This window comes from Flavobacterium sp. (genome assembly GCF_025352015.1).
Classification (GTDB): Bacteria; Bacteroidota; Bacteroidia; order Flavobacteriales; family Flavobacteriaceae; genus Flavobacterium.
The window spans coordinates 1-21,615 of sequence record NZ_JANXUG010000085.1 but is presented as its reverse complement, the minus strand read 5'-3'; the positions used below and the strand labels follow the sequence as shown (position 1 = coordinate 21,615).

23 protein-coding genes are annotated in these 21,615 nt (G+C 33.8%); 11 read left to right on the top strand and 12 right to left on the bottom strand.

Going from position 1 to position 21,615, the window contains the following annotated elements:
- From Q0Q96_RS08425 to Q0Q96_RS08400, 6 genes are all read right to left on the bottom strand, one after another.
- A complete protein-coding gene (locus tag Q0Q96_RS08425) occupies nt 1–486 on the bottom strand; it encodes a hypothetical protein (protein ID WP_293873662.1) in 486 nt (161 codons plus the stop codon).
- Nucleotides 483–1,550, bottom strand: coding sequence for a peptidoglycan bridge formation glycyltransferase FemA/FemB family protein (locus tag Q0Q96_RS08420; RefSeq protein ID WP_293873659.1), 1,068 nt, complete (start codon nt 1,548–1,550; stop codon nt 483–485). The genes Q0Q96_RS08425 and Q0Q96_RS08420 overlap by 4 nt, the downstream gene beginning before the upstream one ends.
- The gene (locus Q0Q96_RS08415) at nt 1,551–2,084 is read right to left on the bottom strand and encodes a hypothetical protein (protein WP_293873656.1); all 534 of its coding nucleotides are present in this window, start codon (nt 2,082–2,084) and stop codon (nt 1,551–1,553) included.
- 29 nt (nt 2,085–2,113) lie between these two features.
- Nucleotides 2,114–2,491, bottom strand: a complete 378-nt coding sequence (locus Q0Q96_RS08410; RefSeq protein WP_293873653.1) for a hypothetical protein — start codon at nt 2,489–2,491, stop codon at nt 2,114–2,116.
- Nucleotides 2,492–2,574: 83 nt separating this feature from the next.
- On the bottom strand, nt 2,575–2,826 hold the full coding sequence (locus Q0Q96_RS08405) for a hypothetical protein (protein WP_293873650.1): 252 nt from the start codon (nt 2,824–2,826) through the stop codon (nt 2,575–2,577).
- A 16-nt stretch (nt 2,827–2,842) separates the two neighbouring features.
- Nucleotides 2,843–3,169 carry a hypothetical protein gene (locus Q0Q96_RS08400; RefSeq protein ID WP_293873649.1) on the bottom strand — a complete coding sequence of 109 codons (327 nt, stop codon included), beginning with the start codon at nt 3,167–3,169 and terminating at the stop codon, nt 2,843–2,845.
- A 486-nt stretch (nt 3,170–3,655) separates the two neighbouring features.
- Here Q0Q96_RS08400 and Q0Q96_RS12275 point away from each other — a divergent pair, with 486 nt between their 5' ends.
- The 5 genes from Q0Q96_RS12275 (at nt 3,656) to mfd (ending at nt 9,050) form a co-directional block, all read left to right on the top strand.
- Nucleotides 3,656–3,823: a helix-turn-helix domain-containing protein gene (locus tag Q0Q96_RS12275; RefSeq protein WP_366069197.1), complete on the top strand. Its 168-nt coding sequence runs from the start codon at nt 3,656–3,658 to the stop codon at nt 3,821–3,823.
- A 360-nt stretch (nt 3,824–4,183) separates the two neighbouring features.
- Nucleotides 4,184–4,375 (top strand): hypothetical protein, encoded by a 192-nt coding sequence (locus tag Q0Q96_RS08395; protein WP_293873647.1) that lies wholly within the window; start codon nt 4,184–4,186, stop codon nt 4,373–4,375.
- A 74-nt stretch (nt 4,376–4,449) separates the two neighbouring features.
- On the top strand, nt 4,450–4,866 hold the full coding sequence (locus tag Q0Q96_RS08390) for a hypothetical protein (RefSeq protein WP_293873645.1): 417 nt from the start codon (nt 4,450–4,452) through the stop codon (nt 4,864–4,866).
- Between the two features lie 194 nt (nt 4,867–5,060).
- Nucleotides 5,061–5,654 (top strand): hypothetical protein, encoded by a 594-nt coding sequence (locus Q0Q96_RS08385; RefSeq protein ID WP_293873642.1) that lies wholly within the window; start codon nt 5,061–5,063, stop codon nt 5,652–5,654.
- 3 nt (nt 5,655–5,657) lie between these two features.
- Nucleotides 5,658–9,050 (top strand): transcription-repair coupling factor, encoded by a 3,393-nt coding sequence (gene mfd, locus Q0Q96_RS08380; RefSeq protein ID WP_293873639.1) that lies wholly within the window; start codon nt 5,658–5,660, stop codon nt 9,048–9,050.
- A gap of 71 nt (nt 9,051–9,121) precedes the next feature.
- Here mfd and Q0Q96_RS08375 read toward each other — a convergent pair whose 3' ends face one another.
- The 3 genes from Q0Q96_RS08375 to Q0Q96_RS08365 form a co-directional block, all read right to left on the bottom strand.
- The gene (locus Q0Q96_RS08375) at nt 9,122–11,293 is read right to left on the bottom strand and encodes a M12 family metallo-peptidase (RefSeq protein ID WP_293873636.1); all 2,172 of its coding nucleotides are present in this window, start codon (nt 11,291–11,293) and stop codon (nt 9,122–9,124) included.
- 82 nt (nt 11,294–11,375) lie between these two features.
- The gene (locus tag Q0Q96_RS08370) at nt 11,376–11,735 is read right to left on the bottom strand and encodes a YraN family protein (protein WP_293873633.1); all 360 of its coding nucleotides are present in this window, start codon (nt 11,733–11,735) and stop codon (nt 11,376–11,378) included.
- Nucleotides 11,735–12,631 (bottom strand): LD-carboxypeptidase, encoded by an 897-nt coding sequence (locus Q0Q96_RS08365; RefSeq protein WP_293873630.1) that lies wholly within the window; start codon nt 12,629–12,631, stop codon nt 11,735–11,737. The genes Q0Q96_RS08370 and Q0Q96_RS08365 overlap by 1 nt, the downstream gene beginning before the upstream one ends.
- A 289-nt stretch (nt 12,632–12,920) precedes the next feature.
- On the opposite strand from Q0Q96_RS08365, the gene metG reads away from it, so the two are divergent.
- Both metG and Q0Q96_RS08355 read left to right on the top strand, forming a co-directional pair.
- Nucleotides 12,921–14,999: a methionine--tRNA ligase gene (gene metG / locus Q0Q96_RS08360; RefSeq protein ID WP_293873627.1), complete on the top strand. Its 2,079-nt coding sequence runs from the start codon at nt 12,921–12,923 to the stop codon at nt 14,997–14,999.
- 75 nt (nt 15,000–15,074) lie between these two features.
- Complete coding sequence (locus Q0Q96_RS08355; protein WP_293873625.1) at nt 15,075–15,761, top strand: HAD family hydrolase; 687 nt, start codon at nt 15,075–15,077, stop codon at nt 15,759–15,761.
- A 2-nt stretch (nt 15,762–15,763) separates the two neighbouring features.
- Here the strand turns inward: Q0Q96_RS08355 and Q0Q96_RS08350 are convergent, their stop codons facing one another.
- Together Q0Q96_RS08350 and ssb are read right to left on the bottom strand one after the other, a co-directional pair.
- Nucleotides 15,764–16,237, bottom strand: coding sequence for a hypothetical protein (locus tag Q0Q96_RS08350; RefSeq protein ID WP_293873622.1), 474 nt, complete (start codon nt 16,235–16,237; stop codon nt 15,764–15,766).
- A 290-nt stretch (nt 16,238–16,527) separates the two neighbouring features.
- Nucleotides 16,528–16,860: a single-stranded DNA-binding protein gene (gene ssb / locus Q0Q96_RS08345; RefSeq protein WP_293873619.1), complete on the bottom strand. Its 333-nt coding sequence runs from the start codon at nt 16,858–16,860 to the stop codon at nt 16,528–16,530.
- A 304-nt stretch (nt 16,861–17,164) separates the two neighbouring features.
- On the opposite strand from ssb, the gene Q0Q96_RS08340 reads away from it, so the two are divergent.
- Genes Q0Q96_RS08340 through Q0Q96_RS08325 form a run of 4 tightly spaced genes read left to right on the top strand, consistent with a single transcriptional unit; the run spans nt 17,165 to nt 21,056 of the window.
- Nucleotides 17,165–17,515, top strand: coding sequence for a hypothetical protein (locus Q0Q96_RS08340; RefSeq protein ID WP_293873616.1), 351 nt, complete (start codon nt 17,165–17,167; stop codon nt 17,513–17,515).
- 23 nt (nt 17,516–17,538) lie between these two features.
- Complete coding sequence (locus Q0Q96_RS08335; protein ID WP_293873613.1) at nt 17,539–19,944, top strand: M20/M25/M40 family metallo-hydrolase; 2,406 nt, start codon at nt 17,539–17,541, stop codon at nt 19,942–19,944.
- Nucleotides 19,945–19,971: 27 nt separating this feature from the next.
- Entirely contained in the window at nt 19,972–20,811 is an 840-nt protein-coding gene (locus Q0Q96_RS08330) for an SDR family NAD(P)-dependent oxidoreductase (protein ID WP_293873610.1), read from the top strand.
- Nucleotides 20,808–21,056, top strand: coding sequence for a hypothetical protein (locus Q0Q96_RS08325; RefSeq protein ID WP_293873607.1), 249 nt, complete (start codon nt 20,808–20,810; stop codon nt 21,054–21,056). Before Q0Q96_RS08330 ends, Q0Q96_RS08325 begins: the two co-directional genes overlap by 4 nt.
- Nucleotides 21,057–21,078: 22 nt before the next feature.
- Here the strand turns inward: Q0Q96_RS08325 and Q0Q96_RS08320 are convergent.
- Nucleotides 21,079–21,615, bottom strand: a 537-nt coding sequence (locus Q0Q96_RS08320) for a M13 family metallopeptidase (RefSeq protein ID WP_293873604.1), incomplete at its 5' end; no start/stop codon positions are given.

The following is a 21,615-nucleotide window of genomic DNA, read 5'->3' as shown; positions in this document are numbered from 1 at the left end:
TTAAGTTTTTTCTAAATTAGAAAGTTTATTAACCTTAAAATAAAACAAAAGAAACTTTTTAGTTTTTATTCTAGTATGCATTTTAAAACCTGCTTTTTCTATTCCTTTTATAGAACTAGCATTATCAGAATTAACGATAATAAAAACTTCTTTAATATTGTTTGAAAGAATTTCTTGTTTAGCTATATAGTTTATTACAAACGGATAAATAGCTTTTCCTCTATAACCTTCAATGGTTTTACAATCACCAATTGTGGGTCCTTTTTTATTGATTAATCTTAAAATAAAAGTTCTATTATATAAATAACTTTCGTGAATAACTTTTCCGTCAACAGAAATTGAAAAACATATTTTTTTGTTATCCATCTTCCTTTTTTTAACAATATAATCTTGAGTTTCAAAATCAAATAATAATGATTTGTCTAGATAATAAATCAAGACATCTACGGTTTGTATTTTAAAATATTTTAAATATTTTCTAATCATTTTTTTAAGAAAGATAAAAGTTTTGAAATTGTTTTTTTATGTTTCTTAAAATGTTTTTCTACCAGTAAAAATAGTTTAAACTGTAAAGGTTTCAATATCCAATGATATTGACCTTCTTTGAAATAGAGTTGTGCATCTGCATAACTTTCTTTTAAACTGACAACCCCTTTTGAACCTCCAAGTGATATGTTATATCCCGAAAGTTTTTCTGTATAAGCCATTTTTATTGCTTCATAATGGAGAAAGTGACCCGCTAAAAAATCTGGTTTTTCTTTTACGGTTCCACCTAAAATATAACTGTAATAGTTACCCGCTTTGATTATTAATGCAGCTCCTTTTATTTGACCATCATAAACAGCGAGTAAAAATTTCGCATTATTAGCAAAAACAAGATTAATTATAGTGTCTTTAAACGAATTCCAATCACGAAGAGAATAACCTTTGTTCTTGGCATTTTCCAAACAAAGCTGGTATCCTTTCTTAATGGTTTCTTCATCAATTGCTAATTGGAGTGCCAATCCTTTTCGTTGTGAACTTCTAATATATCTTCTAACTGAAGGTTTGAAACTCATAATTAATGCTTCTTCATTTTCATAACCATCAACTGATTTCCAATTTATTCCAGAGGACGAATAAACATATTTAAACAAATGTCCAATTGCTGCTTCATCTAAAATTTCTATTTTAGGTAGATGGTTATAGGTGTGACTATTTATTTGCTTTGTACAAGGTAGGTTAATATGTATATAACAAGTTTTATGGTGTTTGGCTCTTTTTAGCGTATATTCGATGAGTGAATTTAATTGATTTATTTTTTCTTCAATAATAATTGGTCCATAAGGAACTATATAAAATTTAAACAAAGCTACTTTTGCTATAACCGCTGTGTAACCTCCAATTATTTCCCCATTTTCTATGGCAATCACTATTTCATACTGAAAACCGTAGGATAAAAAAGAGGAATTCCATGCCGATAAATTCAAATGACAGGCTTTGTTTTGATGAATAACGAAAGCATCCCACTTTTTTAGCCAAGAAGCTTCAGAAGTTACAATTAATTCCATTTAATGAACGGTTCTATAATCTAAAATGGTAGGTGTAGCAACAAAGATTTCTCCATTTTCGTCTACATCAACCAAAACAGATTCAAAATTAGCTATAAAGTTAACCAATTCATTAATAGTAGGATTCCAAATAGCGCCATCCTTAATTTTTTTACTTAAATAGTTGAAATTAGCAGCTACTACTTGATTAATTTGGTTGTCATTAGTAAATAATCTTCCTTTATGATATTCTATTGGTAACGAAAAATAAGTGTGTGCAATGCAAATTCCCTTTTCTTCAATTAATAAATCAATGTTTGAAGGATGTAAACCGTTGATAAAATCATTCATTTCAATGGTTTGAAATAAATAAAAATAACTTCCATCAATAAAATGTTTAAATAGAATAGTAGCATATTTTGCTGTTTTAAAAGGTTTCTTTTTTTGAGTTTTCCAACTAAATATTACTTTGCTAATTGGTATTAAAAGTGAATAGGCTTTTTTTAATAAACGAGGTATAGCTTTTAAATTTCTTTTAAAAATAACTTTCTTCACTTCGGCGGCTAATTGTTGATAATTTGAGATTAAACTATCGACAGCATAATGATAAAAAAAATCATTTTAATCATCATACTCATTCGTTCAATATAAGAATGATTGCCGATGCCTTTATAATAATTTTCTAAGGTAAAATGTTTAGGATTCAATTGATTAATTACTCCTTTCACAGAAACACCACTATCAATATAATTCCAAAAGGTTGTAATGCCTTTTTTTTTCATTATGGTTGAAAATTCTGCATCATCCATTATTCCCCGATTTTTATAAAACGATAAATTGTAGCGTTGTTCACCATGATCTATCCAAGTAGGCATAAAAGAAAAAGGAGGCTCATATGTTTTAAAATCGGTAATACTATCTTCTTCAGGTTTTATAGATTGTGATAAAGAATGATAACACAACTCATGTCCATCATTTTTCCAAGCCTTGAGTTCATGAGGTTCACGTTCAAAAGAAAGGTTGTCTTCTCGTTTTGAAAAATGATTTAAAAAAACCCTTTGCTTATTTTAACATTTACTGATTTGAAAAACTCTCTTTGGGTTTTAGTATTTTGAGGAGTATCAAAATCGCAATGATCAGTAAAGCAAATCAATGCACTAAAAGGAATTTTGGAACGGCTGAATTCTATGGCATTTGTTTTACTCCAAACCAATGAGGGTGCTACTTGAAAAGTAAAATGTTGATTAGATGGGAAAGCTGTTTTAATCCGTTTAGGTCCCGTATACTCAGTAATCATATCCGAGTTGAGAGGGTTAAAACGCCACAAAAGAATATTGGGGGTTTAGTTTATTCACTTCCCAAATACCCGCAGTGATATTTGATTGCAAATAGGTTCCATCTGCTAATTGAATAATCTTTGGATGAAATTTATTCGCTACAAAATCATTTGATAATTCTTCCCATTCATAAGCATGGTTTCTAACTCTAGTAATTGGTTTATCCAGTTCAAAACGTAAATCAAATGAATTGGTATTTACAACATGGTCAATAAGAGATTCTATGACAACTTTAAACCTTTTTTTATCAAAAATTAGAGTTTTGAATGTACCATTATGTCCAAAATCTATATTTTTAACCATGTTTACAACTACTTTATTAGAGTAGCAAATATAATAAAAGCTCCTACTTGATAGGAGCTTTTAATTTTAAATAGTATTTACAATCTACTCGAACATTATCCGCTAGCAATTCCCCAAGGCAATGCTAAACCAACCGATAAAATAGAAACTTTGTTTTCAAGAAAAATGCTTTAAGAAATAATGAATATTTTACAATGTGTAACAAATAGTTTCTGCAAAAGTTTTTTTTATTGTAAAGTTGAAGTAATTATTTTAAAATAATACACTTTTAGCCTCACAAAATTATTCTTTAAAAGAATAATTTTTTCTAAAAAAAATGTAAGAATTGTTTTTTTTGACTATTATTGCATTACCACTATTAAAAGTTAAGTAGCTAACTAGTATACTATTAAGGAATTATTAAAAATATATTATACCATGAATATCGAAACCATATTAGCAAAAATTCGGAATAAACGTCATGAACTTAATTACTAACAAGAATATATGGCAATGCTTCTTGAAATTAAGCAAGCCAACTACAACAAAATTAAAAACGGAAAAGTAGAAATAACTTTATCAATACTTTTCAAAATTATTAACATACTTGAGCTAGATTATGAAGAGTTATTTAGGCTTTTTAATTTAAAGAGCAAAACTATTTCAAACCTGTAAACGGCTTCATATAACTATTTTAAGTATCTAAAAGTGTAGTTAACACCTTCCGAAAACCACAAAAAAGGATGATTTCTTACTTCTAGAGATTACTAATAAGCTTCTAGAGGCTTCTAAAGGTTATCTAGAAGATAATTATAGTCTTCGTATTGCTTCAAAAGCTTAACTGAATGCTACTTTAGGTCGTCTAAAATAGAATTAAGGTTGTCTAAACCCGGAAAGACTACATCTAAAAACTACTTTCTTACTTCGGACAAAAAATTTAGTATTTTTTTAATAAATTTTTAATTTTTCATTAACAAAAAAATTAAAATCAGTTGTCTAGCTTTGAGTATGTTTAACCAAATAAAAAAATGAAAAATGAAAAAGAAAGAAATTTTGAGAGGTTACAATTTTTCGGATGCAAAATTGGTAACCATTGGCAAAGAAAAAATTGCCTTCATGAGAAGAGACAAAACAGAGTTTGAAAATTTGGGATTACTCCCAATGATTTTGATGCTCTCGAGGCTAGCATTGATGCTTTTTCTGATACTGACACCGATACTGAATTAGTTAATGCTCAAACCTACACAACTTCTAACAAAGATGCTAAAGCAGAAGATGTAAGAATAGCTATAAGAGCGGTAATGGCTCGTGTAATGTTAGTGTTTCCTGAAGGTAGTTCGAACTATAAAAAATTTGGAGCCGAGTTACTCTCCCAACAATTAGATTCTGATTTGCTTATCACTGCAAAAAGAGTAGCAAGAGTGGCTAACGAATTTTTTACAGATTTAGCACCAAAAGGATTAACCCAGGAAATGCTAAATACAATCACTGATTTGAGAGCGGCTTTTGAAGATTTAATTGTGGATGTTAAATTAAAGATTGCAGAGCGCGATACTCATCAACAAGAACGAGTAGAAAAAGCAAATACTATTTATGAAATGCTTGTAAAATTCGCTGTTACCGGGCAAAACATTTGGACGAATCAAGATGTTGCTAAATATAATGACTATGTGATTTATAATACTATTAGTGGTAACGAAGAGCCTCCAAAACTATAGGCTTAAAAAAATTAAAATTGTTTTAATTACTAAATTTTGTTTCCCTTTGAGCGTACTCATAATTAAAAAAGTTTAAATGTTTACTAAACTGCCTCCTAGATAATAAGGTAGTTTTTTTATTTACTAAATAAAATATTATTTGAGGTTTTTAGTACTATAGATTTATAATACCTTTACGTCTTTAATCATTTCTTATGAAATTACGTTTCGCAGCATCTCTTTTGGTATTTCTATGCATTGCTTCCTGTCAAGAAGACCCAAAAACACGTGCATTAGAACAAGAAAAAGAAACGCAAAAACGAGAAGTAGTTTTTAATACCATTGCTAAAAGCTGGGATTTTAATGCACAACCTGCAAACGAAATTTCGCGCTCGTTAACTGCTATTTGGTCAGAATGGCGTGTATTTCTTAACGAGTTAGAACAAAAACCTAAAAGCAGCCTTGGTGCTTTTCAGCAAAAAGCCAAAACATTGTCTAAAAGAGCTGCCGAATTGAACAATCATATTCCGATAGCGTATGATTTACCCGAGGTAAAAAGTAGAATTGCTGGTCTTACAACAAAAATTAACTCCATTAATTTATACATTCATTTAAATCAGATTCCGGCACAAAAAATTGTACAACTAGTGCAAGAAGTGAATGTGGAACTGGTATCATTTCAACAACAATTGAGCGAAATTGCATTCAAAAAACAGATTAAAATAGAAGATGGCGAAGGCGATATGATACGAATGTTAGATACAGCCAGAGCTATTCCGTCTAATCCTGTTCCAAAAATTATAAAATAAGTTTTGAGTTTAAGTTCATTATACAACGGTTATCTCCATTCGACGAAAGTCAAACAAATAACGGACACACTTGAAAATCCTTTAACCAAAATACAGTTAAAAGGACTTTTGGGCTCCTCATTTTCGTTCGTATTTCAAGCAATTTTTAGACAAAGCGAAAAACCTTTTCTGTTAATTTTTAATGAAAAAGAAGCAGCAGCGTACTATCTAAACGATTTGGAGCAGATGATTGGTGCTAACGACGTACTGTTTTATCCAAGTTCCTATCGTCGTCCCTATCAAATTGAGGAAACCGACAACGCCAATGTTTTATTGCGTTCCGAAGTTTTAAACCGAATTAATTCTAGAAAAAAACCAGCCGTAATAGTTACTTATCCCGAAGCGCTTTTTGAAAAAGTGGTCACCCGAAAAGAACTCGACAAAAACACCCTGAAAGTGGCTGTTGGCGACAATGTTTCTATAGATTTTATTAATGAAGTGTTATTCGAATACGAATTCAAACGTGTCGATTTTATCACGGAACCTGGAGAGTTTTCTGTTCGTGGCGGAATCTTGGATGTATTTTCTTTTTCGAATGATAATCCGTATCGTATTGAATTTTTTGGCAATGAAGTGGATAGCATCCGAACCTTTGATGTTGCCACGCAGCTTTCGGTAGAAAAGCAAAATAAGATTACCATTATTCCGAATCTGGAAAATAAATTCATCAAAGAAAACCGCGAAAGTTTTCTTGATTACATTAGCGAAAAAACTGTTCTTTGTATTGAAAACACCGAGTTTCTAACTTCACAATTAGACAAGCTTTTTGGCAAAGCGATAGAAACTTTTGACAAACTATCTGCAGCTGTAAAACATGCTGCACCGGAACATTTGTTCCTCAATCATGAAGGATTTCTGCACAAGTCTTTAGATTTCTCTATCATCGAATTATCGAATAAACCGTTGTTCAAAACCACCAAATCTTTCGAATTTCACATACAACCTCAACCTTCATTTAACAAACAATTTGATTTATTATTGAACAATTTGAGCGACAATCATTTTAACGGATTTACCAATTATTTGTTCTGTTCTAATGAAGGGCAAGCGAATCGTTTTCATGATATTTTTGAAAGTTTAGACGAGGAAAATAGCGAGAACATCCGCAAGCAATATCACACAATCGTTTCTTCTTTATACCAAGGTTTTATAGACGAAGAAAATCAAATTGCCTGTTATACCGACCATCAAATTTTTGAGCGTTATCATAAGTTCAACATCAAAAACGGTTATTCCAAAAAGCAAACGCTTACGCTGAAAGAATTGAATTCATTATCCGTTGGCGATTATGTAACGCATATTGATCATGGAATTGGGAAGTTTGGCGGTTTGCAGAAAATACAGGTTGAAGGCAAAACGCAGGAAGCAATTAAACTCGCTTACGCCGATAATGACATTGTGTATGTGAGCATTCATTCGCTTCACAAAATTTCGAAATACACCGGAAAAGACGGAACACCACCAAAGATTTACAAGCTGGGTTCGAATGCCTGGAAGACCTTAAAACAAAAAACTAAAGCGCGTGTAAAACACATTGCGTTCAATTTGATTCAGCTGTATGCAAAGCGACGTTTAGAAAAGGGATTTGCCTGCGCACCTGATTCTTATCTGCAAAAAGAATTGGAAAGCTCCTTTATTTATGAAGATACTCCAGACCAAATTACGGCCACTCAAGACGTAAAAGCCGATATGGAGAAAGATCGCCCAATGGACAGATTGGTTTGTGGCGATGTTGGTTTTGGGAAAACGGAAGTCGCGATTCGTGCGGCTTTCAAAGCAGTTGATAATAGTAAACAAGTTGCGATTTTGGTGCCTACGACAATTTTAGCATACCAGCATTATAGAACTTTTACCGAAAGACTGAAAGACATGCCTGTAAATATTGGCTACCTCAACCGTTTTAGAACAGCAAAAGAAAAAGCAAAAACAATCGAAGATTTGGCTTCCGGAAAATTGGATATTCTGATTGGCACGCATCAACTAGTAAGCAAAAATGTAGTGTTTAAAGATTTAGGTTTACTAATTGTAGATGAAGAACAAAAATTTGGCGTAAACGTAAAAGATAAACTAAAGACGATTGCAGCGAATGTCGATACACTGACTTTAACAGCAACTCCAATTCCGAGAACCTTACAATTTTCATTGATGGCAGCTCGTGATTTATCCGTAATCACAACGGCTCCGCCAAATCGTTATCCTATAGAATCAAAGGTTGTTGGTTTTAGCGAAGAATTAATCCGTGATGCGGTTTCGTATGAAATTCAACGTAACGGACAAGTGTTTTTCATCAATAACCGAATCGAAAACATTAAGGAAATTGCCGGAATGATTCAGCGATTGGTTCCCGATGCACGCGTTGGAATCGGTCACGGCCAAATGGAAGGCAACAAGTTAGAAGAACTGATGCTTGGCTTTATGAATGGTGAATTTGATGTTTTAGTCGCAACCACCATTATAGAAAGTGGTCTGGATGTGCCCAATGCGAATACAATTTTCATCAACAATGCCAATAATTTCGGCTTATCTGATTTGCATCAAATGCGTGGTCGTGTTGGTCGAAGCAATAAGAAAGCGTTCTGTTATTTTATTTGTCCGCCTTATTCGGTGATGACTGATGATGCCCGAAAACGTATTCAGGCATTGGAACAATTCAGCGAATTGGGAAGCGGTTTTAATATTGCGATGAAAGATTTGGAGATTCGTGGTGCTGGAGATCTATTGGGAGGAGAACAAAGCGGTTTTATTAATGAAATTGGTTTTGAAACTTATCAGAAAATCATGAACGAAGCCATTGAAGAATTGAAGGAAAACGAATTCAAAGAACTTTACGAATCAGAAAATGATGTCGACACTAAAGAATATGTAAAAGATTTACAAATTGATACCGATTTCGAATTGCTATTCCCAGATGAATACATTAATAACATTACCGAGCGTTTGAATTTGTATAACGAACTCGGGACTATAAAAGACGAAGCGGGTTTATTGGCTTATGAAAACAACCTTATTGACCGTTTTGGAGCGTTGCCAAAAGAAACACAAGCACTCTTGAACAGCATCCGCATCAAATGGATTGCGACCCAAATGGGAATTGAAAAAATCATCATGAAGCAGGGCAAACTGATTGGTTATTTTGTAGGCGACCAGCAATCTGCTTATTATAATTCGAAGCAATTTAGGAAAATGCTGCAGTTTGTGCAGCAACATGGAAACATCTGTAAAATGAAAGAGAAAGAAACCAAAAACGGTTTGCGGTTATTAATCACTTTTGAAAATGTAAAATCTATAAACAAAGCGTTAGAGTATATGGAAATGATATTTGATAATAAGAGTAGTACTGCCAGTTCAGTGAGGTAAGCGAACTTTAGTTTGCACTATTAACTAAAAAACCCACATAACTAGTGGGTTTTTTGTATTCAGAAAGAAAACTACTTTTTCAAAATCTTGAAATTTGCTTCTCTATCTTTAATTTTCAATTTGAAGAAGTACGTTCCTCGAGCAAATGGTGAAATATCAACAGTAGCATTTAATCCATTGAGTTTTTGATCAAACAATAATTGCCCAGCTATATTATAAATGGCAATTTCGGTGATAACATCCTTTGAAGTGATAGCTACTTTTCCAGTAGTTGGGTTTGGATAATAACTGTAATCTAGGAAATTATTGTCTTCAATATTTAAACTTCCTGTGCAATTTATCGTGGCATTCCATCCCGAAGCCACGACACCTTGATCTGAATAAAATTTAAGTGTTAAAGAACCTTCAGAAGAAGTTGAATTAAAAATCCCAGGATTTACAGTGCCTGTCAGTCCACCTGGAGTTAACAAAGGATAAAACTCATCCGGTCCGTTATAAATATATAGATAGTCATAGTTGTTTTCAAGATTAAAAGTAGAGAATGTAACTTTTAGTTTTAAGCCTGGATTGTTTGGCGTCATGGTTCTTACCCAGGATTCCATATTGGTATAATTGCCAGTTAAGCCACCTGTGTCTGTAAAAGAAACATTTGCGCAAAAGTTGATGGCTGCTGTAGCAAATATTTTATTTCTATTTGCTGGTTCTAAATTATTACAGAAAGGTCTAACTTGTATTACATAATATGTATTAGGAATTAACCCAGCTGCTGTAAACGTGGTTGCGGAAACGGTATTCCAAACAGGTGTTGACGAAGAAAAAGGAGTTACTGCGACCTGCCATGATGTTGCCAAGCCTACCTCGGTCCATGCTATTTGTACAGAAGTTGGTGTAATGCTGGAGGTTGTTATATCAGTTATCGTATTTGGGCAACTACTAGTACAATCAAAACTTAAACAAGTTCCTCCATTAATGTCATTTAAAATAACCTGTCTAGGTTGTAGTCCAAAACCATTTGCGAAATTTATCCCAACACCGTTAACTAAATGACAGTAGCTCATTATCGTTCCTTTATCAACAGTAGGAATTGGTCCTAGCGGACAAGTTCCTTCACTATATCCTGCTTGAGTTCCGCAACCGTCTATGGATGTATTATTGCCGTTCCAATAACAACCATGAGTATGCGGTGATCCTAAAAGATGTCCAAATTCATGTGTAATAACTTCTACAGTCCAGGAATAGGTTGGCACAGTAGCATAACTAAAATTAACATCGGCATAACTGTAATTTAATTGTGTACACAATCCGTTAATGCTGACTGCCACACCGCCAAGTCCGCCAGGATCAATACCTATCAATTGACCAACATCACCGTCAAACACAGGTGTTGTTTGCGAAAAAGCATTTAGATAAGCTCCCGAAGTTGTTCCAACGCCTTCATAAGGATCAGCAGTTGTCCAAATGAAAATAGATTTTAAACCCACCGTTATGCCGTCATTATTATACAGGGTTTGAACATTATTAAAAACAGACGTAATCCAGTTGGTAGTAGTTGTGGTACTGCTTCCGTTCTGAATAAATAAATTATTATCTATTTCAAAATAGAAACTCACACATCTAACGCTATTTCCACTTCTATTGGTTTCTCCATTGGTAGTAGTTTTGGTTTCGTTTTCTTTTGTATGGCACTCAAACTGGTTTAACAGTTTCATTTTAGCATCAGAATAAACGATATAATCGGATTGATTGTTGGGTTTGTCTAACTTTCCGATTACCAAATTTCCTATTGTAGCGCTAGAAATTATACCGTTAAATTCTCCGTTAAAAAAATTCAATGATGCCACCGAATTGGTTTCATCTTTTAAACATCCGCGGTAAAAAACTCCTTTTTCGTAGGATATGTTTTTACTTGTATTAGTATCCACATGAAAGCCTTCTACAAATGGATTTACTTTATACAAAAGCACTGAAATAGTATTGTTTTGATACGGGATTTCAAGTTGTATATTATCGTATTTATTGTAAACAATTTCGTTGACTTTATCTCGATTAAGGCTGGCTAAAGTGGCACCATCCACAACTTTGTTTACTTCTTTATCAATAACGTTTTGATTTACCGTTAACACCGAAATAGGTCTAAAAGTGGCTTTCAAGCTTTGCAACTCTGCTATTTTGTTGGCTATTTTGTTTTGTGCATTAAACGATATACAATTAATCAAAACAATAAAAAGAAGATATTTTTTCATAATACAATTTTATTTTGAGGCATAAAGTTACCGAAGTTGAATCGAATTCATGTCTTAATTTACTTTTTTAAGTTATGTTTAATTAAAAATGAAAGAAAGCATCTTGAATATGCTCTATTTTATACTTACTTTCTTCTTTATAAATAGCAATAATATCAAACCGCGTTTCTACATCCAAATCATTGGAAATTATGTATTCGTTAACGGCTTTGACTAACAATTGGATTTTCTTGGGTTTGACAAAATCTTGAGGTAATCCAAACTCTATTGAGGAACGGGTTTTTACTTCAACCACGGCGAGGACATTTCCCTTTTGTGCAATAATATCAATCTCTGCTTTTTGAAATGTCCAGTTGGTTTCCAGAATGTCATAGCCCTCTTTTTGCAGAAATGCTACAGCTAATTCTTCCCCTAATTTTCCTAACTCATTGTGTTCTGCCATTACTCAAAAATCACTTTGCTGTGTTCAGCATTCACTTCAAGAGATACCTTTCTTCCAAAAATTAAGGCTCGATTATCACGAATATGTCCCGCCGGAAAGTTATATATAATAGGAATATTTAAACCTTTTACCGTGTCTTCAATAATCTCTAAAGCATTTCTTCCCCACGGAATTTCGTTGTCTTTCATCTCCGTCATCGCGCCAACAATTATTCCTTTCAAACCTGACAAACAGCCATTGCGTTTGAGGTTCATCATCATTCGGTCAACGTGGTATAAATATTCATCTAAATCTTCGATAAACAAAATCTTATCCGTGCATTCAACCGCTGATTGAGAGCCTAGCAAACTGTATAATATGGAAAGATTTCCGCCTACCAATTCTCCTTTGGCTGCGCCAATATGATTTAATGCATCACAATCTAAAGTGTATTCCAGTTTGTCATTAAATAAGGCGGCGCACAGGGAGTTTTTCGCTTCATCAGTCGCTCTTGGAATAGCAACCGGCATTGTGGCGTGTAAAGATTCAATGCCCATTCGATTCAAATGACTATGTAAAACCGTTACATCGCTAAAGCCGATGATCCATTTTGGATTTTGTTTGAATTTGGTAAAATCCAATTTATCGATAATTTTTACTGTTCCATATCCGCCACGAACACACCAAATCGCTTTAATATTTGGGTTATCCATTTGCTCCTGAAAATCGACTGCTCGTTGGTCATCTGTTCCTGCCAATTGGTAATAATCCAAGCCGATGGTTTTTCCTAATTTGACATTCAGTCCCCACCCTGCGAGCAAATCTATGGTCGGTTTTAGATTATCTTCAATGTTTTTTCGGGCTGTGGAAACGATGGCAATAGTGTCGCCTTTTTGTAAAAATGGTGGTGTTATCATCTTTTTTTGAGAATGAAGATTTAAAAAGAATAAAGATAAGAGAATAAAGAATATAGGTTTTTTGTTCATTTTTGAAAATGATATGAGCAAATATAATCAAATTGTAGTTTAAGAAAAACAATTCCCTAGCCTAGATAGTAGTGAAAATCCTTTTTTTGAAATGCATAACAGGTGTTGAAGTTTTAGAGTAGAAGTGTTGCATTTCAAAAAAGATTGAAACGGATAGCTGGAAATTGCTTCAAATAAAAAAGCGATTGCTTATTTTTGCAAATTACATACTGTATTTATTATGTCAGAAAATCCAAAAAGATATACCATCACCGCCGCCTTGCCTTATACAAATGGTCCAATTCACATTGGGCATTTAGCCGGAGTTTATGTGCCATCCGATATTTATGCCCGCTATTTACGATTGCAGGGAAAAGATGTTGCTTACATCTGCGGAAGCGATGAACACGGCGTTGCTATTTCGATGAAAGCCAAAAAAGAAGGCATCACGCCACAACAAGTTATTGATAAATACGACGGAATTATTCGCCAGTCATTTATAGATTTCGGAATTTCATTCGACAATTATTCGAGAACATCATCTAAAATTCACCACGATACGGCACAAGAATTTTTTAGGAAATTATATGATACCGGAAATTTCATTGAACAAGTTACCGAACAATTGTATGATGCCAAAGCGGAACAGTTCCTTGCCGATAGATTTGTAACCGGAACCTGCCCGAAATGCGATAATCCCGAAGCTTATGGCGATCAATGCGAACGTTGTGGCTCGACGCTGAATGCTACTGATTTGATTAATCCTAAGTCAACAATTACAGGAGATACTCCTATTTTAAAATCGACAAAACACTGGTTTTTACCTTTGGACAGATATCAAGATTTTTTAACCCAATGGATTTTAAAAGATCACGCCAAAGACTGGAAAGTAAATGTACTGGGACAAGTAAAATCTTGGTTGGACGATGGATTAAAACCCCGTGCCGTAACCCGTGATTTAGATTGGGGGATTGACGTTCCGGTTGAAGGTGCCGAAGGGAAAAAATTATACGTTTGGTTTGACGCACCGATTGGATATATTTCTTCTACCAAAGAATGGGCAGCAAGAAAAGGAAAAAATTGGGAAAACTATTGGAAAAAAGACGATACAAAACTAGTTCACTTTATCGGGAAAGATAATATTGTTTTTCACTGCATTATTTTTCCGGCAATGCTGAAAGCTGAAGGAACTTATATTTTACCTGATAATGTTCCGGCAAATGAGTTTTTGAACCTTGAAGGAAACAAACTTTCTACTTCCAAAAACTGGGCGGTTTGGCTGCACGAATATTTACAGGACTTCCCAGATAAACAAGATGTGCTGCGCTATGTCTTGACAGCAAATGCACCTGAAACAAAAGATAACGACTTTACCTGGAAAGATTTTAAGGCGAGAAATAATAATGAATTAGCAGCGGTTTTTGGAAATTTCATCAATCGTGTTGTGGTTTTAACCAATAAATATTATAACGGAATAATTCCGTCACCAAATGAGTTTAACGAAGTTGATGAACAGACTTTAGCCGAATTAAAAGCTTATCCAGCGGTAATTTCGAGTTCTATTGAACGTTACAGATTCAGGGAAGCACAAGGCGAGTTGATGAATGTGGCGCGTTTGGGAAATAAATATCTTGCCGACGAAGAGCCTTGGAAAATGGCAAAAACCAATCCGGAAAGGGTTCAAACGCAAATGTATGTGGCGATTCAGATTGCAGCAGCTTTACAAATTTTGTGCGAACCGTTTTTGCCGTTTACCGCAAAAAAATTATCAAAAATCCTTAATATCATTCCGAGTGCAGTTCAGGGAACAATAGTTGACTGGAAATCAGTAAGTGAAACATCCGAATTATTAAAACCAAATCACAAAATTGGGGACGCCGAAATATTATTTGACCAAATTGAAGACGCCGAAATTCAAAAACAAATAGAGAAACTTGAAGCGACCAAAAAAGCTAACGTCATGGAAAACCATATAACAGAGGCTCAAAAACCAACAGCAACTTTTGAAGATTTCTCAAAATTAGATTTGCGTGTGGGAACCATAGTTGAAGCTGAAAAAATGCCCAAAGCGAATAAGCTTTTAGTATTGAAAGTCGATACTGGAATTGACGTTCGTACTATTGTTTCGGGAATTGCAGAGCATTTTTCTCCTGAAGAAGTGATTGGAAAACGTGTGACGGTTTTAATCAATTTAGCTCCAAGAGCTTTGCGTGGAGTAGAAAGCGAAGGTATGATTTTGATGACCAACAATTCTGAAGGGAAACTTGTTTTTGTAAATCCGGATGCTTATGGTGTTGATAATGGAACAATTATTAGTTAAAAATGAAAAAACTAACACAGATTTCACAAATTGGCACAAATTAATTTGTGAAATCTGTGTTTTAAAAACAAAACCATGAATCTAAAAGTAATTGCCTTTGACGCCGACGATACATTATTTGTCAACGAACCCTATTTTCAAGAAACAGAACAGAAATTCTGTGCTTTGATGAGTGATTATCTTTCGCATCAAGGATTGTCGCAAGAACTTTTTAAAACTGAAATTGCCAATTTAGATTTGTATGGTTACGGAATTAAAGGCTATATTCTCTCGATGATTGAAGCTGCAATGAAAATTTCAAACAATACCATTTCGATTGAAATCATTGAAAAAATTATTGAATTCGGAAAAGAATTACTCCAAAAACCAATTGAATTATTAGAGGGTGTCGAAGTAACTTTGGAAGCGTTGAAAGGAAAATACAAACTTATTGTGGCCACCAAAGGCGATTTGAAAGACCAACAAAGCAAGTTGCACCGTTCTGGTTTGGGACATTATTTTCACCATATAGAAGTGATGGCTGATAAACAAGAAGTAAACTATCAAAAATTATTGGCTCGTTTAGAAATAAAACCTGATGAATTTTTTATGATTGGCAATTCTTTAAAATCTGATGTTTTACCTGTTTTGGAACTGGGAGGTTATGCCGTTCATATTCCGTTTCATACAACTTGGGAACACGAAAAAATAAATCACAATGTTGAGCATCCCAATTTTAAAACCGTAGCAAAAATATCGGATGTGTTGGAAATTTTGATGTAATGTTAGAAAATATAAGTCCAGTTTACACCATCACTAATTAAAATAGCAGTTTTTAAAGAAGCGTTAAAAGGCATTATTAAGGGCGGATTTGTCACGGCACTGTTGTCTTTTGCGTAAAGACCACCGCCAAAAGTATAGACTTTTGCATTTACTGAATTCGAAATATTTCTTAAAACATAAATTCTGCCAGGAACATTGACAGCATTTGGCAAGATAAATTCATCACTGCCCGCAGTTGGTGTAATCGAAATATAGACTCCATCAATAATTTGTGCAGCACTGCCGCTAGGACCTCCATTAAATGTTCCGGAACTAGCGACATTTACATTTAACAAACCTATTTCCTTAACATTTAAATTTCCGTTAATATCAAGTGTGCTTAAAGGAGTAGTGGTGTTAATTCCAACTTGTGCCAAACCTGAAGTAGCAGCATAAAAGACTGTTATTAAAATCAATACTAATTTTAATTTGTTCATGATTTGAGATATTTGACATATAAATTTAACCAAATTGTTGAACAAAAGTCAGTTAGTTTTTTTTAAATCATTACCGAAAACGTTTTCGTGTTGACAACTTTGTATATTTAAGGTACAATCATTACAACTTTGATACATGAAAAAACGGCAAAAGATTAACTTCTGCCGTTTCTATGCTATTACAAATTAAAATCATTTCGAATGTTTTTTCGTTATTACTTTTCAATTTGATTTTTTAAGAAAAACCTAATGAAAACTCGAAATGACATTTATCGAAAACATTTTCAGAATTATTTCCCTAACAAAAGAATGTCATTAGCAACCACTTCGGTAACATATCGTTTGATGCCATCTTTATCTTGATAATCGGTGTATGTTAGTTTTCCCTCGATGGCAATTTCTTTGCCTTTGACAACATATTTCTCGATAATGTCTGCTACTTTGCCCCAAGCTTTTACTTTGTGCCATTGTGTGTCTTCAACTTTTTCGCCTTTGGCGTTGATGTAATAATCATTGGTTGCTAACGTTATGTTGGCTACTTTTTTGCCTTCGCCAAACGTTTTGATTTCTGGTTCTTGTCCTACGTGACCGATTAATTGTACTGTGTTTTTCATTGCATTCATGGCTTTAAAATCTAAATGTTTTTGTTAAAATATTTTTTGCTGTTTGAAATTGTTGTATCAAATCAACGAGGCAAAGTTGTGGCGACTTTCAAAAGTTATTCGGTTGTTATACGTTTACTTTCGATTGTAATTGCTTGTAAACGTTTGTAAACGGAAAATAATGTTTACATTTGATTTGAAATGATGACAAGCACAGAGTTAAAGCCTCCTCTAGCCCTGATTGTAGCGATTGCCATGCAAAAGCGAAAAGCAGGAAAAAGGAAACCAAGAATGCCCGAGCCTTTCGCTTCTAAAATATAAAACAATGAGTAAAACTTGTTTAGAATGCAACGAAAAAATTGTTGGTCGCGAGGACAAAAAGTTTTGCAGCGATGGTTGTCGTAATAGTTACAACAATAAAATCAATAAGGATAGCACAAATTATATGCGGAACATTAATAATAAGTTGCGCAAAAATTATCGCATTTTGTGTGATATAAATGTGGAAGGAAAATCAAAAACAACAAAAAATAAGTTGTTAAGCAAAGGTTTTGACTTTGATTTTATGACCAATGTGTTGCATACCAAAACAGGAAATACTTATTATTTTGTATACGACCAAGGCTACATGCATTTGGACAACGAATTTTATATGCTGGTTAAAAAAGACATTTGATTATTGGTTTAATTTATAAAAAGATGAGAAAAAAGTATACTTCTATATATTCCTTTTTAGTATTATTAGTACTGCTTTTTGGCATATTCTTTTTTATGATGCCGCAAAAATATGATGAAACTGAAGCGCCCCTTTCAGAATTTTCTACAAAAAGAGCGTTAGAAACGGTAAAGGAAATTTCAAAAAAACCACATTTTGTGGGATCTAAAAACCACGAAATTGTTGCCAATTACATTCAGAAAGAACTACAAGAATTAGGTTTAGAAGCTTTGATTCAAGAAGGATTTACCTTGACTGAAAGTGGGACTTTAGTAAAATCGAAAAATATTTTAGCCCGTATTAAAAGCACCTCGACAGCGCTCGGTAAGACAAAAAACAGTAAAGCCTTGTTATTGCTTTCACATTATGACAGTGCGCCACATTCGTACTCAAGAGGTGCGAGCGACGATGCATCTGGTGTAGCAACTATTATTGAAAGTGTTCGTGCCTTTTTGCATAACAAAACCAAACACAAGAATGACATTATCATACTTTTTACCGATGCCGAAGAATTAGGGTTGAATGGCGCAGCACTTTTTGTAACGCAGCATCAATGGGCGAAAGAAGTAGGTTTGGTCTTAAATTTTGAAGCGCGAGGAAGTTCGGGGCCAAGTTATATGTTGATGGAAACCAATGAAGGAAACGCTAAAATGGTTGCTGCCTTTAAAGCGGGGAAAGTAAAGTTTCCTGTTTCTAACTCGTTGATGTATAGCATTTATAAAATGTTGCCCAACGATACCGATTTGACTGTTTTTAGAGAGCAGGGAAAAATACAAGGTTTTAATTTTGCGTTTATCGATAATCATTTTAACTACCACACGGCTCATGACGATTATCACAATCTTTCCCCAAAAACACTGGCGCATCAAGGAAGTTATTTGTTTCCGTTACTAAATTATTTTGCAAATGCAGATTTAACCCATTTAAATTCAGCTGATAATTCTGTTTATTTTACTATTCCGTTTGCATTTGTAAGCTATCCATTTGCTTGGATTTTGCCTATGCTTTTGTTGGGTTTAGGTTGTTTTTTATTATTCATATTCGTTGGTTTGGGTAAGCGAGCGTTGCGTTTGGACGAAATTATAAAAGGGTTTTTGCCGCTTTTAAGTTCATTGATTACGGCTGGTTTGATAACTTATGTTGGATGGTTACTACTACTGAATTTTTATCCACAATACAACGATGTTCTTCACGAATTTACCTATAATGGTCACGATTATATTTATGCTTTTGTGAGTTTGACCATGGCAATTTGTTTTTTGTTTTATCAAAATAATGGCAAACGAAATCCAGAAATGAGTCAACTTATTGCGCCATTATTTCTGTGGTTCCTAATCAATTTGGGAATTTCTTTAAAACTTCAAGGCGCAGGATTTTTGATTATACCCGTTATTTCGAGTTCCTTAATGTTGGGCTTTTTTGTATTGACACAAAAGTCGAATTGGATATTGAATTGTCTTTTAGCCATTCCCACGTTACTTATTTTAGTTCCTTTTATCCAAACGTTTCCCATTGGTTTGGGGTTAAAAATTCTATTCGTAAGTGCTATTTTAACCGTGTTGACTTTTACATTGTTATTACCAATTTTTGGTTCGTTTTCACGAAAAGGAATTTGGTCTATCGGATTCTTTGTAATAGCGATTGGGTTTTTTGTTAAAGCGCATCAAAACTCGAATTATTCGGATGTAAAAGCAAAACCAAATAGTTTGGTTTATATCCTAAATGCAGATACTAACAAAGCCAATTGGGCAACCTATGACATCAATTTAGACGAATGGACGAAAAAGTATTTGGGTGCAAATCCAAGAAATAGCACTTCGTTACATTTTAATAAATTGTACAGTAAATATGGTTCTAAATTTAGTTTTGTATCAGCGGCCCCGTTGACCACACTTTTAAAACCAACGATAGAGTTCCTTCGCGATACTATCAAAGGAAATCAACATTTATTCAAAATAAAAATTACGCCTAACCGAGACGTAAACCGCTATGACATTTTTGTACATAACAACGTTAAAATTAATAATTTAATGGCAAATGGAGTAAAATCGGGGGCAAATAAAAGTACTAGTAATACCAAAACTTCTGGAAAGATATTGACGTATTATGTGGTAGATAATCTCCCGTTGGAAATGGAATTTTCTATTGGTAATAAAACAACGCTTGATTTAGATTTAGTAGAAAGTTCTTTTGATTTAATGTCAAATTCGTTGTTCAAAATAATACCAAGAAAATCGTGGATGATGCCAACCCCATTTGTTTTGACCGATGCCGTACTTATTAAACAAAAGATAAAACCTTCGCCAAAAATTACGCCTGAAAAACCAACTTTCAAAAGATATACTTACCGAAAAGATAGCTTATCAGTTGCTGTTGATAGTTTAAAATAAAACAAAATCATATAAAACATTCCTATAATGACGGCTAATAAAGGCAAACAAATCTCCATTTTAGGTTGCGGCTGGCTGGGTTTGCCCTTGGCAGAATCATTAATAAAAAGAGGATTTTCGGTGAATGGTTCAACTACTACATTGACAAAAGTTTTAGTCTTAAAAACTGCCAAAGTTATTCCTTTCATTATCACACTGAGCGCAGTCGAAGTGTCTGATGAAATGAGACTTTCAATTGAAGCATTTTTAGAAAAATCCGATATCTTGATTATTGATTTTCCGCCGAAATTGCGAGGAAATGACTCTGAAAATTTTGTGGCTAAAATTCAAATGCTAATTCCTTTTATAGAAAAAGCTAAACTGAAAAAAGTAGTATTTGTCAGTTCCACTTCGGTTTACGCTGATGGCACTTCGACTGCGCTCAGTGTGACAGAAATGATAAAACCTAAACCCAATAAAGAAAGTGGAAAACAATTATGGGAAACGGAACAGCTTTTACAAAACAATCCAAACTTTAAAACAACCGTAATTCGATTTGGAGGATTGATTGGGAAAAACAGGCATCCAATATACTTTTTAGCGGGAAAAAAAAATCTCGAAAACCCCGAGGCTCCCATTAATTTAATTCATCAAACAGATTGCATCGGCATCATTGAAACAATAATCAGTCGAGACATTTACGGAGAAATTTACAATGCTGTGACTCCATTTCATCCCACTCGAAAATCGTATTATATCCAAAAAGCGGTCGAATTTGAATTGCATGTGCCTCAATTTGATGAAGATAAACCGTCAATCGGAAAAACCGTTTCTAGCAATAAAATTGAAATGGAATTAAATTATAAATTTCAACACAAAATTTTATGAATTTTAATGATACTGTGGGAACCGTTGGAGTTGGACTAGTTCTTGTTGCTTATTTTCTAAATATTTTTTCGTTGATAAAAAAAGACGGAATACTTTTTTATACTCTAAACATTATTGGCGGCGCTATTTCTTGTTATGCTTCGCTACTAATTCATTTTTTACCCTTTATAATTCTGGAAGGAATTTGGACCATAGTAAGCATTGTTGGTTTGCTAAAGAGCATAAAAAAACCTCAAATTTTTTGAGGTTTTAATTTTTATTTTTTGATTACCAAATTCTAACACGTTTATCTGGAACAACATACATACCGTCACCTTGTTTTATGTCGAATGCTTTATAGAACGTGTCCAAATTTTGCAATGGCACGTAAGCTCTATACATTCCTGGTGAATGCGGATCTGTTTTGACTTGGTTTTTCAAAGCTTCGTCCCGCATTTTACTTCTCCAAATAGTTGCCCATGAAATGAATAATCGCTGCTCTGGTGAGTAACCGTCAATTAATCCTGGATTTCCGTTTTCTTTTAGATATAATTGTAAACCATCGTAAGCAACATTAATCCCACCTAAATCTCCAATATTTTCACCCAATGTAAATTTACCATCAACATGAATTCCTGGCAGTGGTTCTAGAGCCGAATATTGATCGGCCAATGCCGTGCCTAACGTTGTAAATTTTGTCAAATCATCTGTTGTCCACCAGTCTACAAGATTTCCTTCAGCATTAAATCTTGATCCTTCATCATCAAAACCATGTGAGATTTCATGACCAATTACAGCTCCAATTCCACCATAATTTACAGCTTC

Coding starts and splice junctions, on each gene's coding strand:
- Q0Q96_RS08425 (WP_293873662.1), bottom strand. CDS start 486: ATGATTAGAAAATATTTAAAATATTTTAAAATACAAACCGTAGATGTC.
- Q0Q96_RS08420 (WP_293873659.1), bottom strand. CDS start 1,550: ATGGAATTAATTGTAACTTCTGAAGCTTCTTGGCTAAAAAAGTGGGAT.
- Q0Q96_RS08405 (WP_293873650.1), bottom strand. CDS start 2,826: ATGATTACTGAGTATACGGGACCTAAACGGATTAAAACAGCTTTCCCA.
- Q0Q96_RS08400 (WP_293873649.1), bottom strand. CDS start 3,169: ATGGTTAAAAATATAGATTTTGGACATAATGGTACATTCAAAACTCTA.
- Q0Q96_RS12275 (WP_366069197.1), top strand. CDS start 3,656: ATGGCAATGCTTCTTGAAATTAAGCAAGCCAACTACAACAAAATTAAA.
- Q0Q96_RS08395 (WP_293873647.1), top strand. CDS start 4,184: ATGAAAAAGAAAGAAATTTTGAGAGGTTACAATTTTTCGGATGCAAAA.
- Q0Q96_RS08390 (WP_293873645.1), top strand. CDS start 4,450: ATGGCTCGTGTAATGTTAGTGTTTCCTGAAGGTAGTTCGAACTATAAA.
- Q0Q96_RS08385 (WP_293873642.1), top strand. CDS start 5,061: ATGAAATTACGTTTCGCAGCATCTCTTTTGGTATTTCTATGCATTGCT.
- Q0Q96_RS08375 (WP_293873636.1), bottom strand. CDS start 11,293: ATGAAAAAATATCTTCTTTTTATTGTTTTGATTAATTGTATATCGTTT.
- Q0Q96_RS08370 (WP_293873633.1), bottom strand. CDS start 11,735: ATGGCAGAACACAATGAGTTAGGAAAATTAGGGGAAGAATTAGCTGTA.
- Q0Q96_RS08365 (WP_293873630.1), bottom strand. CDS start 12,631: ATGATAACACCACCATTTTTACAAAAAGGCGACACTATTGCCATCGTT.
- metG (WP_293873627.1), top strand. CDS start 12,921: ATGTCAGAAAATCCAAAAAGATATACCATCACCGCCGCCTTGCCTTAT.
- Q0Q96_RS08355 (WP_293873625.1), top strand. CDS start 15,075: ATGAATCTAAAAGTAATTGCCTTTGACGCCGACGATACATTATTTGTC.
- Q0Q96_RS08350 (WP_293873622.1), bottom strand. CDS start 16,237: ATGAACAAATTAAAATTAGTATTGATTTTAATAACAGTCTTTTATGCT.
- ssb (WP_293873619.1), bottom strand. CDS start 16,860: ATGAATGCAATGAAAAACACAGTACAATTAATCGGTCACGTAGGACAA.
- Q0Q96_RS08340 (WP_293873616.1), top strand. CDS start 17,165: ATGAGTAAAACTTGTTTAGAATGCAACGAAAAAATTGTTGGTCGCGAG.
- Q0Q96_RS08335 (WP_293873613.1), top strand. CDS start 17,539: ATGAGAAAAAAGTATACTTCTATATATTCCTTTTTAGTATTATTAGTA.
- Q0Q96_RS08330 (WP_293873610.1), top strand. CDS start 19,972: ATGACGGCTAATAAAGGCAAACAAATCTCCATTTTAGGTTGCGGCTGG.
- Q0Q96_RS08325 (WP_293873607.1), top strand. CDS start 20,808: ATGAATTTTAATGATACTGTGGGAACCGTTGGAGTTGGACTAGTTCTT.